The organism is sulfur-oxidizing endosymbiont of Gigantopelta aegis (assembly GCF_016097415.1).
Lineage (GTDB): Bacteria > Pseudomonadota > Gammaproteobacteria > GRL18 > GRL18 > GRL18.
The window spans coordinates 1,782,149-1,807,863 of sequence record NZ_JAEHGE010000001.1 but is presented as its reverse complement, the minus strand read 5'-3'; the positions used below and the strand labels follow the sequence as shown (position 1 = coordinate 1,807,863).

At 42.0% G+C, this 25,715-nt stretch carries 21 protein-coding genes; 9 read left to right on the top strand and 12 right to left on the bottom strand.

From position 1 onward, the window contains the following. The first annotated feature begins 21 nt into the window (after positions 1 to 21). Together JEU79_RS09055 and JEU79_RS09050 are read left to right on the top strand one after the other, a co-directional pair. On the top strand, positions 22 to 918 hold the full coding sequence (locus JEU79_RS09055) for a fructosamine kinase family protein (RefSeq protein WP_198263858.1): 897 nt from the start codon (positions 22 to 24) through the stop codon (positions 916 to 918). 47 nt (positions 919 to 965) lie between these two features. Then, a complete protein-coding gene (locus JEU79_RS09050; RefSeq protein ID WP_198263857.1) occupies positions 966 to 1,406 on the top strand; it encodes a flagellar basal body-associated FliL family protein in 441 nt (146 codons plus the stop codon). Positions 1,407 to 1,753: 347 nt separating this feature from the next. Here JEU79_RS09050 and hemE read toward each other — a convergent pair whose 3' ends face one another. From hemE to JEU79_RS09015, 7 genes are all read right to left on the bottom strand, one after another. Next, positions 1,754 to 2,818, bottom strand: a complete 1,065-nt coding sequence (gene hemE / locus JEU79_RS09045; protein WP_198263856.1) for a uroporphyrinogen decarboxylase — start codon at positions 2,816 to 2,818, stop codon at positions 1,754 to 1,756. A gap of 54 nt (positions 2,819 to 2,872) precedes the next feature. Then, entirely contained in the window at positions 2,873 to 4,288 is a 1,416-nt protein-coding gene (locus JEU79_RS09040) for a glutamate synthase subunit beta (RefSeq protein ID WP_281400853.1), read from the bottom strand. 96 nt (positions 4,289 to 4,384) lie between these two features. Next, positions 4,385 to 9,001, bottom strand: a complete 4,617-nt coding sequence (gene gltB / locus JEU79_RS09035; RefSeq protein WP_246540132.1) for a glutamate synthase large subunit — start codon at positions 8,999 to 9,001, stop codon at positions 4,385 to 4,387. A 144-nt stretch (positions 9,002 to 9,145) separates the two neighbouring features. Continuing rightward, positions 9,146 to 12,133 (bottom strand): SPOR domain-containing protein, encoded by a 2,988-nt coding sequence (locus JEU79_RS09030; RefSeq protein WP_198263855.1) that lies wholly within the window; start codon positions 12,131 to 12,133, stop codon positions 9,146 to 9,148. Between the two features lie 168 nt (positions 12,134 to 12,301). Further along, positions 12,302 to 13,408: a 3-dehydroquinate synthase gene (gene aroB, locus JEU79_RS09025; protein WP_198263854.1), complete on the bottom strand. Its 1,107-nt coding sequence runs from the start codon at positions 13,406 to 13,408 to the stop codon at positions 12,302 to 12,304. Between the two features lie 8 nt (positions 13,409 to 13,416). Further along, positions 13,417 to 13,902 carry a shikimate kinase gene (locus JEU79_RS09020; protein ID WP_214660537.1) on the bottom strand — a complete coding sequence of 162 codons (486 nt, stop codon included), beginning with the start codon at positions 13,900 to 13,902 and terminating at the stop codon, positions 13,417 to 13,419. 157 nt (positions 13,903 to 14,059) lie between these two features. Next, entirely contained in the window at positions 14,060 to 15,454 is a 1,395-nt protein-coding gene (locus tag JEU79_RS09015; RefSeq protein ID WP_198263853.1) for a type IV pilus secretin PilQ, read from the bottom strand. Positions 15,455 to 15,538: 84 nt separating this feature from the next. On the opposite strand from JEU79_RS09015, the gene JEU79_RS09010 reads away from it, so the two are divergent. From JEU79_RS09010 to JEU79_RS08985, 7 genes are all read left to right on the top strand, one after another. After that, positions 15,539 to 16,700, top strand: a protein-coding gene (locus JEU79_RS09010) for an IS3 family transposase (protein WP_198263852.1) whose coding sequence is annotated in 2 segments (ribosomal slippage) — positions 15,539 to 15,804 and positions 15,803 to 16,700 — 1,164 coding nt in all. Because the reading frame shifts where the segments join, the coding sequence is not laid out codon by codon here. 276 nt (positions 16,701 to 16,976) lie between these two features. Continuing rightward, positions 16,977 to 17,210 carry a hypothetical protein gene (locus JEU79_RS09005; RefSeq protein ID WP_198263851.1) on the top strand — a complete coding sequence of 78 codons (234 nt, stop codon included), beginning with the start codon at positions 16,977 to 16,979 and terminating at the stop codon, positions 17,208 to 17,210. Then, positions 17,207 to 17,572: an IS66 family insertion sequence element accessory protein TnpB gene (tnpB, locus tag JEU79_RS09000; protein ID WP_198263025.1), complete on the top strand. Its 366-nt coding sequence runs from the start codon at positions 17,207 to 17,209 to the stop codon at positions 17,570 to 17,572. The genes JEU79_RS09005 and tnpB overlap by 4 nt, the downstream gene beginning before the upstream one ends. Positions 17,573 to 17,677: 105 nt before the next feature. Next, on the top strand, positions 17,678 to 18,082 hold the full coding sequence (locus JEU79_RS26275) for an IS66 family transposase (RefSeq protein WP_246540129.1): 405 nt from the start codon (positions 17,678 to 17,680) through the stop codon (positions 18,080 to 18,082). A 34-nt stretch (positions 18,083 to 18,116) separates the two neighbouring features. Beyond that, positions 18,117 to 19,166: an IS66 family transposase gene (tnpC, locus tag JEU79_RS08995; protein ID WP_425511169.1), complete on the top strand. Its 1,050-nt coding sequence runs from the start codon at positions 18,117 to 18,119 to the stop codon at positions 19,164 to 19,166. Next, on the top strand, positions 19,130 to 19,777 hold the full coding sequence (locus tag JEU79_RS08990) for a diguanylate cyclase (RefSeq protein ID WP_198265930.1): 648 nt from the start codon (positions 19,130 to 19,132) through the stop codon (positions 19,775 to 19,777). The genes tnpC and JEU79_RS08990 overlap by 37 nt, the downstream gene beginning before the upstream one ends. Next, complete coding sequence (locus JEU79_RS08985) at positions 19,767 to 20,606, top strand: phosphate/phosphite/phosphonate ABC transporter substrate-binding protein (protein ID WP_198263850.1); 840 nt, start codon at positions 19,767 to 19,769, stop codon at positions 20,604 to 20,606. Before JEU79_RS08990 ends, JEU79_RS08985 begins: the two co-directional genes overlap by 11 nt. 19 nt (positions 20,607 to 20,625) lie before the next feature. Here the strand turns inward: JEU79_RS08985 and JEU79_RS08980 are convergent, their stop codons facing one another. The 5 genes from JEU79_RS08980 to JEU79_RS08960 form a co-directional block, all read right to left on the bottom strand. After that, the gene (locus tag JEU79_RS08980) at positions 20,626 to 20,796 is read right to left on the bottom strand and encodes a Trm112 family protein (protein ID WP_198263849.1); all 171 of its coding nucleotides are present in this window, start codon (positions 20,794 to 20,796) and stop codon (positions 20,626 to 20,628) included. Between the two features lie 149 nt (positions 20,797 to 20,945). Beyond that, positions 20,946 to 22,001, bottom strand: coding sequence for a tetraacyldisaccharide 4'-kinase (gene lpxK / locus JEU79_RS08975; protein ID WP_198263848.1), 1,056 nt, complete (start codon positions 21,999 to 22,001; stop codon positions 20,946 to 20,948). A 41-nt stretch (positions 22,002 to 22,042) separates the two neighbouring features. After that, a complete protein-coding gene (locus tag JEU79_RS08970) occupies positions 22,043 to 22,456 on the bottom strand; it encodes an ExbD/TolR family protein (RefSeq protein ID WP_198263847.1) in 414 nt (137 codons plus the stop codon). A 1-nt stretch (position 22,457) separates the two neighbouring features. Further along, positions 22,458 to 23,078: a MotA/TolQ/ExbB proton channel family protein gene (locus JEU79_RS08965; RefSeq protein ID WP_198263846.1), complete on the bottom strand. Its 621-nt coding sequence runs from the start codon at positions 23,076 to 23,078 to the stop codon at positions 22,458 to 22,460. Positions 23,079 to 23,138: 60 nt separating this feature from the next. Further along, a complete protein-coding gene (locus JEU79_RS08960; protein ID WP_281400852.1) occupies positions 23,139 to 25,640 on the bottom strand; it encodes a DNA internalization-related competence protein ComEC/Rec2 in 2,502 nt (833 codons plus the stop codon). Positions 25,641 to 25,715: the final 75 nt, after the last annotated feature.

Here is a 25,715-nt window from a genome sequence, read left to right as displayed (position 1 = left end):
TGGCTTGAAAAACACGTATTTATGATTCATTGGCAACCTATCACTGAGCACATCAGTCAAACACTGAATATTTCACTGCAACTCAGCAACCACCTCAGTGTCGGTGGAGGCAGTATCAACTCATGTTATCAGATCACAGGAACAGATGGTCAGGAATTTTTCGTTAAACTGAATTCAATCGCACTGGAAAGTATGTTTCAGGTTGAGTTTGATGCTTTAAATGAATTATCACAGGCTCTGTCCAACACCGATTCGGCCATTCGTGTGCCTGAACCCATTTGCTTTGGGCATACGGATAATAATAGCTATCTGGTACTGGAATATTTACCTTTGGATGCACGAGGTAATCATCAAGCCTTTGGCATAGCGCTGGCAAAAATGCATCAAATCACTGCCAAGCAACATGGCTGGTATCAAAATAATGTGATTGGCAGTACTCCGCAAAGCAATGCACAGCATCCTGATTGGCTGACATTCTGGCGTGAGCAACGACTACTACCACAATTCAACATGCTCTACGATAAGGGACATAAAAGGCGCTTGCAGCCACTTGCAGACATCTTATTAGAACAATTAAGCACGATTTTAGACAATCATCAGCCTGTGCCCTCATTGTTGCATGGTGATTTGTGGTCAGGCAATTATGCTTTCCAAACAGCCAATCAACCGGTGCTTTTTGATCCGGCCTTATATTATGGTGACAGAGAAACCGATATGGCCATGACAGAACTGTTTGGTGGGTTCAGCGCTGATTTTTATCAAGCCTATCAAGCAACCTGGCCCTTAGATGAAGGCTATCAACAACGAAAAACACTGTATAATTTATACCACATACTCAATCATGCTAATTTATTTGGTTCTTCTTATCTTAATCAGGCCATTAGTATGATAGAAAAACTGTGTAAATCAGATTTTTAGACTAAACTATAAACACCATCAATCACATTATTTATTTGGAAGATAATATGCTCAATCAATATACTTCAGGCTCCTCAATCTTTAAGCACTCAGCAAGGTTTATTTTGCTATTAATGCTTGCCTTTGTTTTTACTGCGTCTGCTTATGCAGAAGAAGACGAAGAAGTGGATGACACGAAATACTATGAGCTTTCACCACCATTTGTCGTCAACCTGCAAACCAGCGAACGTAGAATGCGTTTTTTACAGGTACGTTTACAAGTATTAGGCAGTCCAGAAGCCATTGAAGCCGTTCAACTGCATAATGCACCATTGCGAGACATCATTATTACGGCGCTTTCAGAGCAGACTAGGGAGAGCGTGAATACACCTAAGAAGAAAAAAGCACTACAAGAAAAAGTACAGACTGATGTTCAAACGGTGCTTAAAGAATTGACCGGGAAGAAACAAATAGAGGGGCTTTATTTTACTAATTTTGTGATTCAGTGATCGTTTGTAATGCGGTTTTTTTGGAGGGGAAAAGTTAAAGCCAGAATGAGTCAGCTTTACACTTCAGCTGTAGGATGTGGTGAGGAACGAACCGCATCAAAAATGACTATTTACCATTGATGCGGTTCGTGCCTCACCACATCCTACAGGTGGGTTACTCTTTGCTTTTAATTCGCTCCCCAAGATAGGCATGACTCTGTTAGGAAGGTGGGTAGGTGCTAGTGCCTTCAGAGGGTTTGCCGAGGCAGGACGCCGAGTCTAAGCGACACATGGATGTGTTTAAAGCGTCCCTCTGAAGGTACTAGCACACCTGCCCAGCTTCCGGCTTTTATACAAAAAAACTAGCCCTATTTATGATACTGCGTACTATGCTCATGTACTGCATCAATAAACACGCCAACATTTTCAGGGTCAATATGCTGATGAATACCATGTCCTAAGTTGAAGACATGACCATTACCTTTACCATAGCTTTCTAGAATAATTTTCACTTCTTGCTCAATACGCTCAGGATTAGCATATAAAATACTGGGATCCATATTACCCTGTAGGGCAACCTTGTCACCGACGCGGGCACGAGCATCGGCCATATCAAGCGTCCAGTCAACACCCAAAGCATCACAGCCTGTTTCAGCCATGACTTCTAGCCAACCACCGGCACCTTTAGAAAATAATACGATAGGTACGGTGCGGCCATCATTTTCACGGGTAACACCCGCGACGATTTGCTCCATATAACGTAGGGAAAATTCTTTATAATCACGTGGCGTCAAAACACCACCCCAGGTATCAAATACCATTACCGCCTGAGCACCGGCAGCAATTTGCGCATTCAGATAACTGATCACTGATTGCGCGAGGGTATCCAGTAATTTATGCATGGTTTGTGGCTCATCAAACATCATGCCTTTAACTTTGCCGAATTCTTTGGTTGAACCCCCTTCCACCATATACGTGGCTAATGTCCAGGGGCTACCGGAAAAACCGATCAAAGGCACACGTCCATCGAGTTCTTTACGAATCGTGCGTACAGCGTTCATCACATATTGTAATTCACCTTCGGGATCAGGAATGCCTAAGGCATTGACATCTGCAGCAGAACGAATGGGCTTATCAAATTTGGGGCCTTCACCTTGTGCGAAACGTAATTCTAAGCCCATCGCATCAGGAATGGTCAGGATATCAGAAAATAAAATAGCGGCATCTAAGGCATAGCGTTCTAAGGGTTGTAGGGTGACTTCACAGGCCAAATCAGCATTCATGCACAAGTCCATAAAACTACCGGCCTGCTCACGTGTGGCACGGTATTCAGGTAAATAACGACCTGCCTGACGCATCATCCATACCGGAGTCATATCCACCGGTTGACGTAAAAGGGCTTTTAGAAAACGATCGTTCTTTAATTCACTCATTTATTTCTTTTCCTGAGAAGCTGTGCTGGGCAGAAGCCCAGCCTACAAATTGGGTTAGACGTCTAAGAAATCCAGAATACCTTCGGCAGCCTGACGACCTTCGTCAATGGCGGTGACCACTAAGTCAGAGCCACGCACCATATCGCCACCGGCAAATACTTTCGGGTTTTGGGTTTGATATTTGAATTCTTGCTCCACCGGTGCAATGACACGGCCACGTTCATCCTGAGTGATCGTAAAATCATTAAACCATTTTTCTGGGCTGGGTCTGAAACCAAAGGCAATCAGAACGGCATCAGCGGGCACAATTTCTTCTGAACCGGGAATAGGCTCAGGACGACTGCGACCACGTTCATCAGGCTCGCCCAATGCAGTCGTGATCAATTTAATGCCCGTCACCTTGCCATTTTCGCCAACGATTTCCACTGGCTGACGATTCCATAAGAACTGCACGCCTTCTTCTTTGGCGTTTAACACTTCTTTTTTCGAACCCGGCATATTCACTTCATCACGACGATAGGCACAAAAAACTTGATCGGCATCTTGTCTGATGGAAGTACGCGTACAGTCCATCGCAGTATCACCGCCACCCAGTACCACCACTTTTTTATCTTTCATACTGATAAAATCAGTATCATAGTCATAGCAGTTTTTAACATTAGAAACTAAGAAATCTAATGCAACATGAACACCGTCTAAATCTTCACCCGCTATACCTGCAGTCATCGAGGTGTAGGTGCCCATGCCCATAAAGACGGCATCATATTTGTCCAATAAGCTTTGGAAGCTGACATTGCCTTCAGAGTCTGTGTCACCGACTTTGGTGTTCAGTACAAATTCAACACCCATGCCTTCAAGGACTTCACGACGGGTTTTAACCACGCCTTTTTCTAACTTGAATTCAGGGATGCCAAACATCAGCAAGCCACCAATTTCTGGGTGCAGATCATAAACAATCGGCTTCACACCATTACGTACCAACACATCAGCACAAGCTAATCCTGCAGGACCTGCGCCAATAACAGCCACTTTTTTACCAGTATCTTTAACCGCACTTAAGTCTGGACGCCAGCCTTGTGCCAGTGCTGTATCGGTAATATAACGTTCAACTGAACCAATGGTAACAGCACCGAAATCACTATTCAAAGTGCAAGCACCTTCACATAGGCGATCTTGTGGGCATACTCGGCCACAAATTTCTGGTAGTGAATTGGTTCGATGTGACAATTCTGCCGCTTCGATGATCTTACCTTCCTGTGCTAAGCGTAGCCAGTGAGGGATATAATTGTGAACTGGGCATTTCCATTCACAATAGGGATTGCCACAATCCAAACAGCGGTCTGCCTGTTCTGAGGTTTTATCCTGATCAAAAATTTCGTATATTTCTTTATATTCTTTGATACGCACGGCCGAGTCTTTCTTGTTCGGATCGTTGCGATCAACTTGCATAAACTGGAATATATTACCCATAATATTACCTTAAACTATTTTTTCGGTGGCTAATGCTACACGCTATAACTATTTTTTCTACAGCAATTTTTTCTACAGCAATCTCTGCTATAAAGTTCAAGCTGCTTCGTTAGAAAGCGTTTCTAATAGGCTATCAATTGATGCTGCTTTTGGCTTCACCAACCAGAACTTGCCACTCATATCTACAAAATTATCTAGAATGTATTGACCCCATTCACTGCCAGTCGCCTGGACAAATTCTGCAATCTTACCTTTTAGATAATGACGATGTGCTTCCATCTGTTCATTACCGATACGGTTAATATCAATGAGCTCATGGTTATAGCGATCAACAAATTGATTGTCCTGATCTAACACATAAGCAAAACCACCGGTCATACCGGCACCAAAGTTCAGTCCGGTATCACCTAAGACCGTAATAACACCGCCGGTCATGTATTCACAACCATGATCGCCAATACCTTCAACAACAGCATGGGCACCAGAATTACGCACACCAAAGCGTTCACCAGCCAGACCTGCGGCTAATAGTGAACCGCCGGTCGCACCATAGAGACAGGTATTACCAATGATGGTGGTTTCATTACTCTTGAAGCTTGTACCACAGGCCTGATTGATCACTATGCGACCACCCGCCATGCCCTTGCCGACATAATCGTTGGCATCACCTTCGAGTTCAAGATGCAGGCCACCAGCATTCCAGACACCCAAACTCTGACCCGCAGAACCTTTCATCTTAATGGTGATGGGGGCATCACTCATGCCCAAGTTGCCATGACGCTGGGCGATTTCACCGGATAAACGCGCACCGATAGAGCGGTCAATGTTCTGTACATCAAACTCGAATATGCCACCGGACTTGTTTTCAATCGCAGACAAGGTAGCAGCAACCATTTGTTCGGCTTTTTCACCCTTATCATAAGGGCTATTACTGGGTTCAATGCAAAATCTTGGCTTGCTTTGATCATCGACTGTTTTTAATAAGGGCGATAAATCTAAACGTGACTGACGTGCCGTTTTACCTTCAATAATTTCCAGTAAGTCGGTACGGCCAATTAAGTCTTCTAGTTTGCTGACCCCTAATGATGCCATCCACTCACGGGTTTCCTGCGCGACAAATTTGAAATAGTTCATAACCATTTCGACTTTGCCGATAAAGTGTTTCTTACGCAGTATATTGTTCTGAGTCGCAACTCCCATGGCACAGGTATTCAGGTGACAGATACGCAGGTATTTACACCCCATAGCAATCATCGGCGCAGTACCAAAGCCAAAACTTTCAGCGCCTAAAATGGCCGCTTTAACAATATCCAGACCGGTTTTTAAACCCCCGTCTGTTTGTAGGCGAATTTTACCACGCAAGTCATTAGCACAAAGCGCTTGCTGGGTTTCACTCAGGCCTAATTCCCAGGGTGAACCGGCATATTTGACCGAGGCCAGAGGGCTGGCCGCAGTACCACCATCATAACCGGCAATGGTAATTAGGTCGGCATAGGCTTTTGCGACACCGGCAGCAATCGTGCCGACACCGGGTTCTGACACCAACTTAACTGATACTAAAGCCTTTGGGTTGACTTGTTTTAGGTCATAAATCAATTGTGATAAATCTTCAATTGAATAAATATCATGGTGAGGTGGCGGTGAAATTAAGGTCACACCCGGTACTGAATAACGCTGTTTGGCAATATTTTCATCGACCTTATGACCGGGCAACTGACCACCTTCGCCGGGCTTGGCACCCTGTGCGACTTTGATCTGCAATACTTCTGCATTGACTAGATAGTGTGGTGTCACGCCAAAACGACCCGAGGCAATTTGCTTGATCTTTGATACTTTTAAAGTATTAAAACGAGCTGGATCTTCACCACCCTCACCAGAATTAGAGCGTGCGCCTAAACGGTTCATCGCTTCGGCAAGTGTTTCATGGGCTTCAGGCGATAGGGCTCCAAGTGACATGGCAGCACTATCAAAACGCGAGAACATATTTTCCACTGGCTCGACATCATCAATATCGATAGGCTCGATGTCGTCACGCAATTTTAATAAATCACGCAGGGTAGCAATAGGACGATTATTCACTTCATCGGCATATTTTTTATAGGCACTATAATCACCGGACTGTACTGCTTGTTGCATATACATAACGACGTCGGGATTATAAGCATGGTATTCACCCCCATGTACATAGCGATAGATACCACCATGGTCATTATTCTTGCGAGGATTCCAGGCAACTTTATTTAAGAAGCGCTGATCGGAATCAAAATCACTGAAACCAGCACCCGCAATACGGCTCGTTGTACCCTTAAAGCACATTTCGGTGACTTCTTCATCAACACCAATGGCTTCAAATAATTGTGAACCACGATAACTGGCAATGGTTGAGATGCCCATTTTTGACATCACTTTATACAAGCCTTTGTTAATACCCTTGCGGTAGGCCTTGGTAACATTACCAATACTGCTATCAGTAATTTCATTACTGCTGATCAATTTCGCCAGCGTTTCATAGGCCATATACGGATAAACCGCTGATGCACCATAACCAATCAGGGTGGCAAAATGATGCGGATCACGCGCCGTACCGGTTTTGACTACGATATTGGCATCACAGCGTAAACCTTTAGCAATCAGGTGATGATGTACCGCACCCGTTGCCATAAGTGCATGCAGAGTGATTTTATCTTTGGCGAGATGACTATCATCTAAGATAATAACCACCTTACCCTTGTTTATCGCCACTTCTGTTTGTTGACAGATATTGCTTAATGCTTCTTTGAGGCTTTGCTCAGGTGAAAAATTAAGATCAATGATTTCATGTGCATAATTATCATCATCAATGTTCAACAGGTTTTCATATTTAGCACAGGATAAAACCGGGGAATCAATAATCAAACGCTCAGCATGGCTGGCAGTTTCAGCAAATAAATTCTTTTCCGCACCCAAACAAGTTTCCAGAGACATAACGATGCTTTCACGAATCGGATCAATCGGTGGATTGGTCACTTGGGCAAATTGCTGACGGAAATAATCATAAAAAGGTCTGACACGACTGGAAAGTACGGCCATCGGGGTATCATCACCCATGGAGCCAATGGCTTCTGCCGCATTTTCTGCCAGCACTTTGATGACATATTCTTTTTCTTCATTGGTAATTTGAAACTGCTTTTCGTAGATACGATAAGTCTCGTCAACCATGCAGCCAACAATATTTGAAGGCTCAAGCAATTCAGATTTAAGGTTTTTAATGCCTTTTTTCAGCCAATCTTTATATGGATTCTGTGTTTTCAGATGCTGATCAACATCATCTGGTAATAATAATTCCCCCGTGCGGGTATCTGCAGCCAGCATTTGTCCCGGCTTTAAGCGCCCCTTGCTGATCACATCCGCTTCATCATAAACATAGACACCCGTTTCAGATGCCAGTGTTATAACACAATCAGAATAAGTCGCATCAGCAATGCCACCATCACCCTGGGTGTTTTTAGTGATCACATAACGCGCCGGACGCAGACCATTTCTATCCAATGTGCAGGCAGCATAACGACCATCCGTCATCACCACACCGGCAGGACCATCCCAGGCTTCCATGTGCATGGAATTGTATTCATAGAAGGCTTTTAAATCAGCATCCATGGTATCGACATTCTGCCAGGCAGGTGGGATCAACAAACGCATAGCACGGAATATATCCATGCCACCGGCCAATAAGGCTTCGAGCATATTATCCATGCTATTGGAGTCTGAACCGCTCATAGATACCAAGGGACGAATATCGTCCATATTGGGAATCAAAGGCGTGGAAAACTTATGACCACGTGCCACAGACCAGTTGCGATTACCCTGGATGGTATTGATTTCACCATTGTGCGCCAAATAGCGAAATGGCTGAGCCAAGCGCCATTGTGGCCAGGTGTTAGTCGAGAAGCGCTGATGGAAAACACACATACCAGATGCCATGCGCGGGTCATTCAAATCTTTATAGAATGCTGGCAAGAACTCAGGCATCACTAAGCCTTTGTAGGAAATCACCTGAGAACTCATTGAAGGGATATAGAACACATCATCATTGCCCTGCAATGCTTTTTCAGCACGGCGGCGAGCGATATAGAGATGGCGATCAAAAGTAACGGTATCCATGCCTGCAGCAGGATTAACAAATATATGTTCAATTTGTGGTAAGGAAAGCAATGCTTCATCACCACAGGCTGATTTATCCACGGGAACGACACGCCAGCCTGCTACCTCAAGGCCTTCGGCCTGAATTTCTTGGTTCAGTTGGCTTCTAGCCTTGTCTGCTTCTGCATTATCCTGACTCAGGAAAACAACACCCACGGCATAGTCTTCAGCCAGTTTAATGTCTTGTTCTTGTGCCACGGCACGCATCAAGCTATCAGGTGTTTGCAATAATAAGCCACAGCCATCACCGGTTTTACCATCGGCTGAAATTGCACCACGGTGAGTCAATCGTGCTAGGGCTTCAATTGCTCGTTCCACTAACCAATGACTACTAGCGCCATCCATGTGAGCGATAAGACCAAAACCACAATTATCTTTCTCAAAAGCAGGTCGATAGAGGGTATCTTGCAAGGCTTCAGGCAAATAGGGTTTAGGTGACTGTTGGATGCTTTGGGTATGATCATTTCGCAATGGATCACTGGCCGCAAAAGACTGTGGTGAAAACATGGATTTTGGTGCTTCAAATGCTGGCATTACAGGCCTCAATTGATGGATATAATGAATGTAAACCCTTACGCCGATTAATTCTCAAGCAAGCCGGTCATTATTCATTACCCATTCTTGCTCGCATCTACGTGGCGAAAGAGCCGGACATTATACCCTTTCAAGAAGCCTCTGTCATCTGTTGTCCATCATCTCATGGACAGTCGAAAAACTACGTACCCAGGGCTTACTGCCGCTAATTTTTGTGGTCAGTTTCCCTGCCGCTTGGTCAGCTGATTGCTTATCCAAATAATGGCCATAAAGCAGTACATAAAGTGCTTTTTTATTGCGAATAGTTTTAAAATAAACGGCTTCGGATTGAATGCCTGTCTTACGAATATAATCCTTAATAGCCTGCTCGCTACTCAGTGCAATTAATTGCACGGTATATTCCGCCGGGTTTTGAGTCCAAATCCAGGCTTCATCCTTGGCTTTAGATTTCACGATAGCAGGTTTAACTGGGGTTGATTTAACAGGCTCAGATTTTGCTGCAACAGATTTCACCGATAGTGATTTCAGCTGTAAACTCTCTTTGATGCTCGCCATGCTTCTAATCCAGGGTGCAGGCTGTGCTAACTCTGGAGCAAGACCCGTAATGGCTTGGGTCGCATCCTGTTTGGAAGCATAATTGCCATAGGTCAGGGTGTACCAGGTTTTACCATCACGCTGACTGGCAAAACGCAACATATCACCTTGCAGTGCATGCTTGCTCACCAGTTCATCAATGGCCTGTTTATTGTATGAACCAAAAAGTTGTAATGTGTAATGCTCATCCGCTTGTTGCTTCAGCCAATTAATGTCTTTAAATTTCGCCTTCACAATTGGCTTATCTTTAACTGCCAGCGCTTTAGCAGCCAATGCTTTAGCAGGGAGTTTTTTAACCACCTGAAACTCAACTTTGCTATTTTTAGTCCCCTTGCCCACGAAAGACACCGACCAGGTACGCTCTTTTGTGCCGGTTGTGAGGAATAGGTTAATTTGCTGGCTATTAACAAACTCAAATTGGCTGGGCGTTAAACGTGACGAGAACTGCTTATTATTCTTAGCCCACTTAACTTCAAACACGGTTTGCTTAGTTAAACCCTGTCCCATAATCGCTATTTTCTGGCGCTTATTACTGCCTTTTAGGGGATTGGGTGAAACGCGTTCCAGGGCATTTTTAGAAATATAAGGCCGTACCACATCAAAACTCACCGCCGGCGACTCAGCCCCGGCGGTATTTCGAGCGCTAACTTGCCATTGTTGTTCTTCTATTCCCGTGCTCAAATGCAACTTAATGGTCGTTTGATTAATGTATTGCCATTGCTTGGGTGTTAGTTGTGCTGAAAAGTCTTTTTTATTGCTTCCCCAGGTCACGACCAATAGCGTATCCGGAGTAAACTGAGTCCCCTTGATGGTCAAGTATTGACGGCTATTTGAGCCAATAAGTGGCTCAGGCTCAACCTGTGTCACTTTAGCCGTAATGATGGCAGTGGCTTGCTCTTCCTTGGCAGCTACAGCAGGCGCTGTAATAGGCGCTGTAATAGGTGTAGTTAGCATTTTTTCATCCGCATTTGTAGCCGGAGGTACTACTGTATCAGAGCTAGTAGGTATTTTCTCAACGGCTGCTTCAACGACTAATAGCTCAGACTTGCTTTCAAGCTCTGGCTTATTGTCCACCTCAGCTACCATAGGCCCAGGCTGAATGGCGGGAGTTTTAATTTCGTTTACGGCTTTTTCTTCTTTGCTAATCAAATCACCTTGTTGAGGTGGGAGTTCCAAAGGTAATAATTCTATTTTCTCTTGTTTATCCGCCAAAGAATCCATTTCACCCGTGTCTTTAAAGACACTATTAATCACCAGCACTGCAACAATTAATAAACCAATCACGGCAATGGGGATAATAAATTTAGGCAAGCCTGAGCTGGGTGGCTCTTCTATACTTTGGCTGTCAATCTGATGCTTATTATCATCGAGATCATTTAAAAAGTTATCATTGGATTGTTCATCCAGCTGTTCAATTTCTTCAAATTTTTCTGCTAGACGGCTCAATTGTTCTTCAGCCCGATCACTCCGATGCCCCTGAAATTCATCATCCGCAAATGAGTCCATTAAGTTATCATTATTTGCTTCGGAGGGATTAGATAAGCCTAAGTCATCTAATTGCTGACTAAAATCTGCCTCATTATCAGAGTCAAACTGATTCTCTAGTTCAATAGGATCGAGTTCTGTTGTACCGAGATCTGTAGTACCGAGATCTATTGTACCGAGATCTGTTGTACCGAGATCATCAGAAAGCTCTGCCATTGCTTCATCAATATCGAGTTCAAAAGGTGCTTCAGCTTCGCTTTGTTGAGTTTCTACTGCTGTTGATGAACTGTCTGTATCTAAAATATAATTTTCTGCTTTACCACTAGAAGTTAAAAACTTGTCTGCAAAAAGATTAATTTTTTCTGGCAAGCCCAGTGAGTCATTAAAAATACTATCGATAATACGGGGCGTAAAAGGTGACTCGCGATCAAAGCCTGCTACAGCCATTTTATGCCTTAAATAACCTGACACCCCTTCTTTATCAAAGGCAAGCAAGGTGGCAATATGGATATTTTCTCTAAAATCTCTAAGTTCCGAGCTTTGTAGCGAATCAGTCACGTCTTCAGTGGCAAATAAAACAATATTAATATAGGGCTCATCGTCTTGTTTTTGCTGTGATAATTGAATTAAAAAACGCAAAGAATCAATAGAAAGTGCTTGAGCGCTGTCGAGTAATAAGACCGGCTTAAAACCAAGCTGATTGATTTCAGCTAATTGAGCTTCCAACACTTCAAGCAGTTCTGAGTGATTATTATCAACAGCACCAAAGGCATCGAGTATGGCTTGAATCAAAGAAAGGGTATCGTATTGATCAGCATTATTCACTTTTGCTATACGCCAATTATTATCAATCTTATTCGCGATAGCTTCCATGAGTTGGCTTTTGCCTACGCCTTGAGCACCAATAATGACCTGAAAATTACTTGAGTATTCAATCAAATGCTCAGTTGATTCCAGTATTTGTGCACGGCTTTTATCGGCATAAAAATAACGTTGATCGGTATTTTTTTTGAAAGGATTTTCTCTTAAGCCTAATCTATCCAGTTGTGGCACGTATTGCTCCCTATTTTAAGCCCATTTAACTGCTTTTTTATTATAGATCGTAGGGTGGGCACGCTTTTTGTGCCCACGCTGAAAGTGTGAGTATAAGGTTGTGAGTCAGCGTAGGCACAAAAAGCCGTGCCCACCCTACGGTTTCTACTCATAAAACATTAGGAAATACTATGCCGTGGCAAAAACTTCCAGTGTTTGGCTTAGTTTTTCACCATCAAAATCAGACGTAATCAGGCTACTGCCCAAAGCATTTAACAAGATGAGGTGTAATTGACCATCAAGCACCTTCTTATCTCCAGCCATTAGTTCGGTAAATTTTTCGACTGAAAGTTTTATCGTCTGGCCATTAGCAATTTCTGTCGGTACGCAAGTAGGCAAGTTTGCCAGTTCAATTAGGCTAATTATTTGTTGTCGCACCGATTCATCAATCCAGCCATGACGCATAGATAAATCAGCAGCCATCACCATACCAATCGCAACGGCTTCACCATGCAGGCAATTGCCATAGCCTAAGCCCGTTTCAATGGCATGACCAAAGGTATGCCCCAAATTAAGCAAGGCACGCTGGCCTTGTTCTTTTTCGTCAGCAGCCACGACATCAGCCTTATCCTGACAGGAAAATTCAATGGCATAGGCCAAGGCTTCTGGATCACGCTGATTCAAGGCTGACATATTAGCTTTCAGCCAGGTAAAAAATTCACCGCTATTAATCAGGGCATATTTAATAACTTCTGCCATCCCGGCGCTTAATTGTCTATCATCTAGGGTATTGAGGGTAAGGGTATCAGCGAGTACACATTGTGGCTGATGAAAAGCACCGATCATATTTTTACCCAATGGGTGATTCACTCCTGTTTTGCCACCCACAGAAGAATCCACCTGAGCAAGCAAGGTGGTGGGAATTTGAATAAAATTAACCCCGCGACGATAAATAGCCGCTGCATAACCGGTCATATCACCGATCACACCACCCCCTAAGGCAATCAGAGTCACACGTCGATCAAATTGATTTTCCATCAAACAGTCAATGATAGGTAAAATACCATCATAGGTTTTATACACTTCCCCATCGGGTAAAATAACCGTTTTACATTGATAATCAGAGCAGAGGGATAGCACTTTATCCAGATACAAAGGGGCAATTGTTTCATTGGTGACAATCACCACTTGCTTGCCCGCAATATAAGGGCTAATCAGAGACTTATCTTGCAATAAATCCTCACCAATAAAAATGGGATAACTACGGTCTCCCAAGTCAACGTTTAAAGTAATCATGAGCGCATTCAGCCTTCGGCCTTTATTAACTCCTCTAGTTCTTGCACGGCAGTATGCACCGTCATTTTATTTGTTTCCAGTATTATATCAGCTAATTCGCGGTAAATGGGTTCACGTTCCGTTAGGATAGACTGAAGTTTTTTCCTGGGATCGTCCGTTTGCAATAAGGGTCTATTTTTATCTTTAGCCGTTCGTTCTAATAGGTCTTCAATACCGGCACATAAATACACTATCGTACCGGAACGTTTTAAAGCTAATTGATTTTCTACTTTTAAAATAGCCCCGCCGCCTGTCGCCAGCACGATATGCTTTTTTTGGGTCAACTCGGCAATAATATCTTTTTCTCGACGACGAAAACCCGACTCGCCCTCTAGTTCAAAAATCAACGGAATTGTCACCCCAGTGCGTTCTTCTATTTCACGATCACTATCGTAAAAATCAAAGCCCAGAGATCGTGCTATTTGTTTGCCTATGGTCGTTTTACCAGCACCCATTGGTCCGATTAAAATAATATTGCTAATGATCTATTCCCCAAACCGCTATTTCTAAATGATGTGTAATATGACAAATCATAATAATTTAATCAAGCCTCATATAAAAAAAGGGCTGCGGTTTCCCGACAGCCCTTTTTTATGAAGATTAGAGATTAACTTATCTGGATGATAAGGTCTCATCCATAATCTTTGGTGTAATGAAGATGAGCAGTTCAGCTTTAGTATCTTTTCTTGAATTTACCCTAAACGCTGCACCAATTACAGGAATATCACCTAAAATAGGAACTGAGTCAGTACCTCTAAATTTTTCATGTTCAAAAATACCACCGAGTACTACCGTATTACCATTATCTACTAACACTGATGTTTCTATTTCTCTGCTATCAATAGATAGATCGCCACTGGGAGTAACCTCTCCCGGGCTATCTTTGGTGATTATCAAGTCCATGTTGACTTTATTTCCCGGAATAATCAAAGGTGTTACTTCAAGGCTCAAAAATGCATCTTTGAATTGTGTTTGTGTGCCATTCTGGCTGACTGTTGAATAAGGTATTTCAGTACCTGATCTTATCAAAGCAGTTTTGCCGTTAGTGGTTACAACCCTTGGGCTAGAAATAATTTCACTGCTACCTTCTTGTTGAGAAGCCTCAATTTCTAAATCAACTAAGTAACTACTATTCAATAGTGCAAAAGTAACCCCTAACAATCCTCCCTTACCAGTAGTAACTCCACCTAAATCTACACCACCAACCGTTGTCTGAGTCGTTCCTCCGTTCTCAATAGTTCCTCTATCCTTTCTTGTACCACCTTTGCTTACTGAACCAAAGTTCCAACTCAAGCCCATTTCTTTTTGAAAACCATCTCTTGCGGCAACAATACGTGCATCAATCAGAACCTGTCTTGTTGGCGTATCAATATCTTTTATTAATTTTCTTAATTGTTCGATATTACGCGCCGTATCACGAACAATTAATTTATTAGTTCGGTCATCTGGCATAATAGTTCCACGCGCAGAGTAATAAGAAGCCCCTTCTGGATCATTTGGATCGCCAGTTGTGGAAATATCACTCCCTGAATTTGCATTTGAACCCCGACCACCTTTACCCCGACCACTTCGACGACTATTTCTTTGTGCTTGTTTACGCGTTTTTTCCAATAGTTTTGCCACTGCAGTCGCTGTCACAAAACGTAATTGAATGGTTTCCGTTACTAAGGGTAGTAAAGCCGCGATTTGTTTCTTAGCCTCTAATTCCTGTTTTTCAATGGCCGCCAACTCTTCAATAGGTGCTACGCGCATCACATTACCTTCTTCGCGCATACCAAGGCCTTTGGTTTTTAAGATAATAGCCAAGGCTTGATCCCAGGGGACATTTTTTAAGCGCAAAGTAATACTACCATTCACCGTATCACTGGTGACCATATTTTTTCCGGTAAAATCAGCAATCAACTGCAATACCGCACGTATTTCAATGTCTTGGAAATTCAAAGATAAACGCTCACCTGTGTAACCAAACTTAGCTTTTTGTCTGGCTTCTTTTTGCGCTTTGCTCAAACCTTTTACTTCAATGGTTAATGTGGCTATACTTAACCGGACACACAACTTAAAATAACTAAAAGATAAAAAGTGTGACCTAAAATGAATGATCAAACAAAAAAACCGAATAAAAGCTATACATCAGAATTTAAAGAATCAGCTGTCAAATTAGCTAATGAGACGGATCAACCCGTTTCTCAGACTGCCAGGGAGCTAGGTGTTAATGTAAATACTCTACATACCTGGATCAGTAAATATTCCAAACCGGTGAAGACGGTAGCCAATAGAAGTGATGAACACATTTATGATGAAGTAAAACGTCTGAAAAAAGAATTGGCAAAAGTGATTCAGGAGCGTGATTTATTAAAAAGGCCACAGCGTACTTTGCAAGGGAAACTTTGTGAAGTACGCATGGATAACTGATCAGGCTAAAGATTACCCGGTAACGATTCTGTGCCGTTTTATGGATGTTTCCCGTAGTTGCTATTATGATTGGGTTAGCTCTCCTAAAACGGATAGAGAGAAAGAAAATGAAGCGCTTACTGAGCAGCTAAAAAAACTGTTTGAAGACAGTCGCAAGACTTATGGAACCCGTCGTCTTAAAAGAAAACTGGCTGAAAAAGGCGTTCATATAAGCCGCCGGAGAATTGGTCGATTAATGAAAAAAGCCGGTTTGTTTTGTAAAACGAAGAGACGCTTTAAAGCGACGACTAATTCCAAGCATAATAAGCGTATATCTCCAAATTTACTGGAAAGAGAGTTTACTGTCTCTCAACCTGATCGCTACTATGTGGGTGATATTACCTATATTGCCACCAAGGAAGGCTGGTTATATTTAGCGGTTGTCATTGACTTATTCTCTAGGCAAATTGTTGGCTGGTCGATGGATGAGCGAATGAAAGCCAAGCTAGTCAATGATGCTTTACTGATGGCCATATGGAAGCGTAAACCAATGGATGGATTGCTTTGGCATACTGACCGAGGTAGCCAATATGCCTCTGATAGTCATAGAAAAATATTGTCGGATCATAACATAATTCAGTCTATGAGCCGCAAAGGAAATTGCTGGGACAATGCTGTATCAGAGAGCTTCTTTCATAGTTTGAAAACTGAATTGACGCACCATTGTCGATTCAAAACCAGAGTAGAAGCAAAGCAGGCAACATTTGAATATATTGAGGTATTTTATAATCGGGAGCGACTTCATTCGGCTAATGATTATTTGTCACCAGTCGATTATGAAATACAGCAGGAAATAGCTTAAATCGATTGATTGAAGAGGGGTAAAGGCGACATAAATGCCGCCCATTACCGTTGACGGCCATCGGCTCCTCAGCCTGTGCCGTGAAGATATTGTAACAGGATCATTACCGTTGTGAAAATACCTTGGGTGAATGGAACGGCTCTATCGTTCCAGAGGGCAAAGCCCTTTCTCTTCATCTGTTTAAAGTTAACATGAGAAACTAAAATGATAGGAAATACAAAATGACAAAAATCACTTGAAACAGCCAAAAAAATATTTAGAAAACTGTCCGGAAAAGTGTTGACACATCACATCAAACGTTTTGGCTATTACAAGCGTAAGTTGCTGGGTGCAACAACGCAAACCAGTGCGATGACAAAGGGGAATGGTTTTATTCAACTATCCTCCCCGAAACACTATTCAGCCCGCACCTCAGCATTAATTGTAGAATTACCCAATCAGCTACGCATTGAAGGAGTGACTGCCGATAATGTACAGCTGGTAAAACAATTAGCAGGACTGTTCCAATGAAGTCAGCCATACGTCCATCACTCAGCCTGCCACAGGTGTATCTCTATCTGAAGCCTGTTGATTTTCGTAAAAGTTTTATTGGCCTCAGTGCCATTGTTGAATGTGAATTAGGTCATAATCCTTTTGCAGGCCATCTGTATGCCTTTACCAATCGTCAGCGTAATAAAATTAAATGCCTCTTCTGGGATAATACCGGTTTTGTACTCTATTACAAAAGTCTCTCAGAAGAAAAGTTCAAATGGCCAAAGGGTGAAGATGACCTGATGAATATCACCGGACAACAAATCAACTGGCTATTAGACGGCTATGATATCAGTGTCATGAAACCGCATAAGAAATTGCATTATGAGTCTGTATTTTAAGTACTTTTAGTCTATTTTTTGTTATAATAAAGCCATGCAAAACAAGGCTGAATCCACAAAAACGACTCTATATTTTCCGCTTTTTCACACGCGGACAAGAATGAATTGTTGAGTGTCATTGAACAGAAAAACCAACGTATAAAAATACTGGAAGAAGCCCTTCGTCTGGCTCGTAGTAAACGCTTTGCACCCAGCAGTGAAAAAAGTGATGGTCAGGAACGCTTATTTGATGAAGCTGAGCAGGCGGCTGACGATGAGGGGCTCCCTGAACCTAAAACCACTTCGCCTAAGAAGAAAGAAAAAACAGGCAGGAAGCCTTTCTCAAAGACTATTCCAAGAGTCCCTGTCTTCATCGATCTGACAGATGAAGAAAAAGCCGGTGCCATTGAGGTTTTTACACTAAAGTCAGAGAAGAGCTGGATATCATTCCAGCTAAAGTCCAAATACTGGAATACTTCCAGGAAAAAGCCGTCTTTGCAGGCACCAATGACACAGACAGTCGTTCAATGAAAGCTGCGGTCATGCCAAAACATCCATTACCTAAATCAATGGGCAGTATTCACCTGATGCACACATCATTATCTCAAAATATGCCGATGGTTTGCCTCTGTATCGAATGGAAGGCATATTATCACGCTATGGCGGCGATATAACCCGAGCCACCATGGCCAATTGGGCTATTAAACTGGCTCATCAGTTCCAGCCGCTCATCAACCTCATGCGAGAACATCAACTGTCGGGTGACATCATCCAAATGGATGAAACGGTGCTCAAAGTATTAAAAGAGCCGGGACTCAGTGCTCATTCGAACAAATACATGTGGGTCAGTCGTGGCGGGCCACCTGGACAACCCAGTGTGCTGTTTGAATACGATCCTTCTCGTAAGAAGGAAGTACCACTGCGCCTGCTTGATGGCTTTAGCGGCTATCTGCAAACCGATGGCTATGCCGGTTACAATGCCGTGTGTGCACAAAATAATGCCACATCGGTCGGCTGCTGGGATCACACTCGCCGTAAATTCAAAGATTCTCAGACGGCACAACCAAAGAAAAAGAGCAATCAAAAGCCTACAAAAGCCGATGTGGCACTGGCCCATATCAATAAGCTGTATTTAATTGAGCGTGAGATAAAAGAAGCCAGTGTTAATGAAAAATTTAAGGTTCGTCAGAAACAGAGCCTGCCGCTTCTTGAGAAAATAAGAACATGGGTCGATAACACCCTGGGCAAAGTGCCGAACGACAGCTTGACAGGAAAAGCACTCACCTATATTAATAATCAATGGCCTAAGCTGACTGTTTATTGTGAAGATGGTCGGTTGAATATCAGTAATGTGCTGGCAGAAAATGCTATCCGTCCATTCTGCGTGGGTAGAAAGGCCTGGTTATTTTCAGATACGCCAAAGGGTGCACATGCCAGTGCAGTTCATTATAGTTTTATTGAAACCGCTAAGGCCAATGATATTGAGCCATATACGTATATGGTCTATGTATTAACCCAATTACCTTATGCGGATACGGTTGAAAAGCTGGAAGCATTGCTTCCCTGGAATTTTAAAAAATCAGAATTGGAAAAGGTAAAGAACGCTGTTCGTTAAGCGCTTACCACAAAACCAATCAAAACTTACAAAAACAATCTAATGAGTTACAAAAGATCAATGAGGAATTAAAACGTCTTTCATTCACAGATGTATTAACCGGCCTTTACAACCGCAGACACTTTGAAGACTTGATGAAAACTGAAATTGAAATGTCTTTGCGTCATGGGGATGACAATAGTTTAATTTTAATTGACATCGATTTCTTTAAAAAAATCAATGATAGCTATGGTCATGATGCGGGCGACATTATTCTCAAAGAAGTAGCTAATAACATGAAAGCTCAATTACGCAATACGGATATTTTATGCCGTGTCGGTGGCGAAGAGTTCATTGTTTTATGTAAAAGAGCCAACATTCAAAATGCTATGGAAATTGCCGAGAAACTCCGTAGCAGTGTCGAAAAACAAAAGCATATATTTCAGGGAAAACCGATTAACGTCACCGTCAGTTTAGGGGTGGCCACTATTCCTGATATTGCAAAAACAATTACCACCACTGAATTTTATAAATACTCCGATCTAGCATTATATGCGAGCAAAAAGACAGGAAGAAATAAAGTCACTCATTACAATGATATTAGAGGCCAAAAAACATCCTATGACACATAAAATATTCTTAGTTGCTATTTATAGCTTCCTACTTGCTTTTTTTGTACCTACCAATGCATCGGCAGAACATCAGCACCAAGCAGAATTATTATTCGGCTCTGTGGCGATGGATATTCCTGCGGTGATGCATAAACGCTTATCACCACTAACTAACTATCTTAGCCAAACACTTAACATCCCTGTGTCATTAAAACTGGCACCTAATATGAAAACAGCTATTGCAGATACCGTGAATGGTGATGTTGATCTGGTTTATCTCACCCCTGTCGCCTATCTAAAAGCACATAAAAAAAGTAATACCCGCTTGGTAGTAAAAACGGTAACCAAGGGCAAGGGCTCATTTCGTTTAATGATTGTGGTCAATAAAAACAGTCCGATAAAAACCTTGGAACAACTCAAAGGTAAAAATTTTGCATTTGGCGATAAGGCCGCCCTATTACAACGTGCAGTCGTTGTGGGTTCAGGAATTCCCATGAATGAACTCGGTAATTACGAGTTTTTAGGGCACTATGACAATATCGTGCGTGCTGTCATTAATGGTGATTTTGATGCCGGTATAGTGAAGGACACTATGGCTTATAAGTGGCAAGGTAAGGGTATCCGTATTCTTTACCGTTCTGATGAGTTACCACCTTACAATATTAGCGTTAGCAAGCATATTGATGACGACTTATTGAAAAAAATTCAACAAGCATTTTTACAGCTTGATCCTAATGATCCTGAACACTTGGCCATTATTCAATCGGTTGATAAGAAATATAATGGCTTTGCCTATACAGAAGATAAAGAATACGATGTCATTCGCCAACTGATTAAACCTTTTCAGTAGCGTTTCTAAAAAAACTGACTTATTCCGCGACTAATGAACGTGCTTCTGATTCCAGCATGACAGGGATATCATCATTGATGGGAAAAGCCAGTTTATCCTTTTTGCAAATAAGCTCATTATGTTCTTTGTCATAATCAAGTTCGCCTTTGCAGATTGGGCAAGCTAGAATATCCAGTAATTTTTTGTCCACAATAATTCCCTGATTTAATGTTTAATGTTTAATGTTTTTTGCCTTCACCCGTAGGGTGGGCATGGCTTTATCTGCCCACGCAGATTCAAAGCCTTATATTCACACTTTTCAGCGTGGGCACAAAAAGCGTGCCCACCCTACCCAAGATTCTAAAGTTGCTTGAGTTGCTGTGTGATTTTACCAATGAGTTGCGGATCAAGTTGCACTTTTATTGGTAAATACCATATTTCAGATAATGACTCTTGCAACAAGTTATCGTCCATAAAAGACTGGCATTTGACGGCATCTTTCTCTGTCATAATGATTGGATGGGTATCATCAAAGAGTAAATCTTCAGCTTTATATGAATAATGATCAGCGAAAGCATGTGCAATCACTTTAAGTCCTTGCGCTTCCAGCATTTGAAAAAAATTCATTGGCTCACCAATCCCAGCCACCGCATGGATAATTTTACCCTTAAAATCTGCTAGAGTCATTGATTTTTCATTGTTGCCCGCTAAAGTCTTCAGCTCGCAAAACTCATACGCCATAATAAATTCTTTATCATTAACTGCGCTTATAGGCGTCGCTGAAGCATTTCGAAATTGGTTATAAACAATATAATCAACTGACTTAAGACGGCTCATTCGTTCACGTAAGGGACCTGCTGGCAGGCATAGGCCGTTGCCATAAAGCCGTTGAGCATCGGTGATATTAATTTCAATCAAACGAGTCATGGCATAGTGTTGCAAACCATCATCGCTAATAATAACATCACAGTCCGTCTCTTGAGCCAGCGCAGCTACTGCGCGAGAGCGCTTAGGGTCAACAACCACCGGACAATGTGTTGTCTGATGAATAAGATAGGGTTCATCGCCAAATAATTGGATGTCCTGCTGAAGATTAACGCGTCGAGGCCAGGGGTGATTCTCAGCTTCAAGAGCATCTTCCTCTAGCGCACCATAACCACGACTCACTACACCGGGCGTATAGCCAGCCAATTGAAGCTGTTCAACTAACCAGATCACGAAGGGTGTTTTGCCATTGCCACCAATGTAGATATTACCCACCACAATGACCGGCAAAGGCGATTGAACAGTTTTTAATAGACCCAGACGATACAGTAAACAACGTAAAGAAACCAAGCCACAGAACAATAAACTCAGTGGCGCCAAGGAAACACTGATCAGGTTAAAACTCTGCCAGTAATGTGTGATTGGTTTCATTGCTTATCGATTAAAAGCGCGTCAGTTGAAGATGAATCAAATTATTCAGGCTTCACAGCAGCAAAGGTAATATGTACAAAGCCCATTTGACGCGCAGCATCCATCGCTGTCATGACGGCCTGATGGGTAGTATTTTTATCTGCTGCGATAATGATTCTAGGATCATTATCATTGCCTGCTGCTTCGCGCAAGGCTCTAAGCAGTGTGTCAATTTGACTATTAAGTGTCTCATGACCATTGATGGTGAATTTGCCAGTCGGGCCGATAAAAATTTCAATTTCAACCCTATCTGACTCAGAAATCTCACCACTGGCTTCTGGTAGCTCAATATTCAGTTCTGATTGACGATCAAACGTGGTTGAAACCATAAAGAAAATTAGTAGCAAAAAAACCACATCAATCAAAGGCGTTATATTGACATCCAGTTCTTCTGCTTTGCGATGACGAAAATTCATATTAATTACTCATATCTGAACGATCACCATGAATCACTTCGACTAAGTAAACCGCTTGAGCTTCCATTTTTAGTAATAATTCATCTACCCTACCACGAAAGAAGCGATAAAACATAACACTAGGAATAGCCACAGATAAACCAGCTGCCGTAGTCAATAAGGCTTCTGAAATCCCATCGGCTAAAATTTTAGGATCCCCTACACCTAAGCTGGTAATGACGGCAAAAACTTTGATCATGCCGATTACAGTACCTAAAAGTCCCAAAAGCGGTGTAATCGAAGCAATTGTTCCTAAGGTATTCAAGAACCGTTCTAATTCAAGTACCACCTGACGCCCTTCTTCTTCAATGCTTTCTTTCATTAATTCACGTTGGCTATTCATATTACGCAAACCTGCGGCCAAAATACGCCCTAAGGGTGAATTGTTATGTAATTTTGTAATGGCTTCACTGGTAATACGATTTTTATTATGCAATTTAATAATTTGCTCGGCCAAATTGGGCGGGGCAATTCTTTTCTCTCGCAAAGTCCAAAAGCGTTCCACGACAATAGTGAAAGCTAAAATAGAACACAAAATAATTGGGGCCATGATCCAGCCACCGGCTACGATTAATTCAAACACATTTTTCCCTTATCTTTTTTTGCTGACATATACTTCTCTAATATATAACCGTTCGCTACGCTAAAGTGCTTTTATTTCTCTATGCCAACGACGTTGATTTTCAACACGGTATTCTTTTACTGAAAATGAATTATTCGTTATATTGCGGCTAATTTCAATAGCCCCGTTGCCTGTATTATATAATTTAATCTGTAATTGCTTATACCGATTAAGCACTGTCTGAGAAGGATGGCGAAAACGATTGCGATAACCAAACGAAAACAAAGCAATATCCGGCTCCAATTGCCTTAAAAAAGCCATTGATGAGGATGTTTTGCTGCCATGATGAGGTACTTGTAAAACATTAACTTTCAAGCTCGGATAATTTTTAAGCAATTGTTTTTCTAGCTTTTTTTCTATATCACCGGTTAAAAGAAAGCTTTGATTAGTGGCCGTGCGAATGTAAAGAACACAGGAACGGTTATTAGCTTTGATGTCACTTAGGGGTTTTTCTGGCGATAAAATTTCAAAGTACACACCATCCCATTGCCATTGCTCCCCTGATTTACATTGACTTATACCTAACATTAATTTCTTCGGATTATTTTCATTTTTATCTGTAAATGAGGCCAATTTCTCACTTAGCCATTGTTGTTCTCCTGATAACACGCGTTTAATTGTGACTTGTTTGACCAGTTCCTCAAAGGATCCTGCATGATCGCGATCAGAATGACTCACAATCAGAGTATCAATATTGGCAATACCCTGTAATTTCATATAGGGAATAATGACACTATCCGCCATATTAAACCGTGCACTGAATTTGTCGCCGGTATCATAAATCAAATTATGATGCCGGGTACGCACTATCATGGCCAAACCTTGGCCAACATCCAACATCGTTAAATGCACCTCGCCTTGAGGGATTTTTTCTGCTTCTATGAATAAGGCGGGGAGCAATAGAAACAAGCCTAACCATCGTCCATGCCAACCTGATGGCATAAGTAACCAGAGACTGCCAAGTAAAACCATCATTAATATAGGCAACGACTGTTGTGATAAATTCACTAAACTCTCTGACCATTGACTTAAGAAGCTCAGAAAAACAAACAGGCCATCCATGCTCCATTCTAAGGCCGAAAAAATAACCAGTGCCAAAGGCTCAAATACAAAAATAAGCCCAGTGGCGATTAGTGTCACAGGCACAATAAACAAACTCATGACGGGGACAGCAATGAGGTTTGCCAAGGGCGATATTAATGAAAATTGATTAAACAGCATGAGTAAGGGTGGGAAAAGACCAATAAAGATGGCAAATTGTAGCCAGCCAAATTGCCTTAATTTATCGATTTTTTTTGTTTTAATGGACAATCGAGAAGAGACAATCAATAAAATAACAGCCACCGCACCAAAAGATAGCCAAAAACCGGGTGATAATGGACTGAGGGGATCAAAAATAACCACCGCCAAAGCCGCCAATAACAAAATATAACTGGGAGGAAACTCACGTTTTAACATCATGGCCATAAACACCACAGACAACATGATCAATGCCCGCTGGGTGGGAATCGCAAAACCAGCCAATGCCGCATAAAGTAGCGCTGCCAGTAAAGCCAAGCTTGAAGCCACTATCGAGGCCGGTATTTTCTGGTTTAATGTCTGACAAGAACGCCATAGAGTAAAAACCAAAAACCACACCAGCGATGACATCAGGCCAATGTGTAAGCCCGAAATAGCAATTAAATGGCTGGTTCCAGTACGCAAAAACACTTGCCACTGCTCGGGTTTAATGTCTTTTTTTAGCCCAAGGGTCAAAGCCTTAATCAGGCCTTTATAGGGGTAATCAAATAATATTTGATCCAATTTCACGGCAACAGCTTGTCTGATATTAGACACCAATCGCTTGACTATTCCTGCATGTAACTGCTCAGAAGGCGCTAATGGCTTACCTTCTCTAACATAGCCCGTGGCCACAATTCTATGCTGATAAAGATATTTTTCATAGTCAAAGCCCCCGTTTAAAAAGCCATTTGGCTTTTTTAAACGGACTTTCAGTTGCCATTGCTGACCACTCTCTAAGCGCTCATAATGTCGGTACCAACTGAGTTTAACCCTACCTCTGAAACTATCATCCCAGCGCTTATCTTTGCCTTCTTTAGCCGTAAGCATGAATTCAAAACTTTGTTTGCGAGAGGTTTTATGCGGAATTGAATCAATATAGCCCTTTACTGTCATTGTTTTACCTTCCCATTGCTCTAAATCAAGTACCAATTCAGCCTGTTGGATGTAAAATGAAGTAAATAAAGCACCGGCTAAGGCAAACACTGAGAATTGAAAAAGCCAGATAATAACCGGCCATATTTTATTTTTTAAAAATATCTTAAAAATAGTGGATAATGAACTAACATTCATCCGCTTTGATTTGTATAATAAAACAAGCAGAATTAAAGCAGAAGCCAGCAATATAAAAATAACTTCCAGCAAGCTTCCACGTTCCGGAAAATAATCTGCCAGAGATGCATCGTTCGGCCAATAGAGAAAACTGATATTCCCAAGAAGAAACGCGACAATCCTTGTGCGCATAATTGATTTGATCCTAAATTACTATCAGGCTAAGTAACAAAAAGGCGATATAAAAGCCATTCGAAAGTTAGATAA

Excerpts from the sequence above, each read along its gene's own strand:
- JEU79_RS09055 (WP_198263858.1), top strand. The coding sequence starts at position 22 with ATGATTCATTGGCAACCTATCACTGAGCACATCAGTCAAACACTGAAT.
- JEU79_RS09050 (WP_198263857.1), top strand. The coding sequence starts at position 966 with ATGCTCAATCAATATACTTCAGGCTCCTCAATCTTTAAGCACTCAGCA.
- hemE (WP_198263856.1), bottom strand. The coding sequence starts at position 2,818 with ATGAGTGAATTAAAGAACGATCGTTTTCTAAAAGCCCTTTTACGTCAA.
- JEU79_RS09040 (WP_281400853.1), bottom strand. The coding sequence starts at position 4,288 with ATGGGTAATATATTCCAGTTTATGCAAGTTGATCGCAACGATCCGAAC.
- gltB (WP_246540132.1), bottom strand. The coding sequence starts at position 9,001 with ATGCCAGCATTTGAAGCACCAAAATCCATGTTTTCACCACAGTCTTTT.
- aroB (WP_198263854.1), bottom strand. The coding sequence starts at position 13,408 with ATGATTACTTTAAACGTTGACTTGGGAGACCGTAGTTATCCCATTTTT.
- JEU79_RS09020 (WP_214660537.1), bottom strand. The coding sequence starts at position 13,902 with ATGGGTGCTGGTAAAACGACCATAGGCAAACAAATAGCACGATCTCTG.
- tnpB (WP_198263025.1), top strand. The coding sequence starts at position 17,207 with ATGAAGTCAGCCATACGTCCATCACTCAGCCTGCCACAGGTGTATCTC.
- JEU79_RS08985 (WP_198263850.1), top strand. The coding sequence starts at position 19,767 with ATGACACATAAAATATTCTTAGTTGCTATTTATAGCTTCCTACTTGCT.
- lpxK (WP_198263848.1), bottom strand. The coding sequence starts at position 22,001 with ATGAAACCAATCACACATTACTGGCAGAGTTTTAACCTGATCAGTGTT.
- JEU79_RS08970 (WP_198263847.1), bottom strand. The coding sequence starts at position 22,456 with ATGAATTTTCGTCATCGCAAAGCAGAAGAACTGGATGTCAATATAACG.
- JEU79_RS08960 (WP_281400852.1), bottom strand. The coding sequence starts at position 25,640 with ATGCGCACAAGGATTGTCGCGTTTCTTCTTGGGAATATCAGTTTTCTC.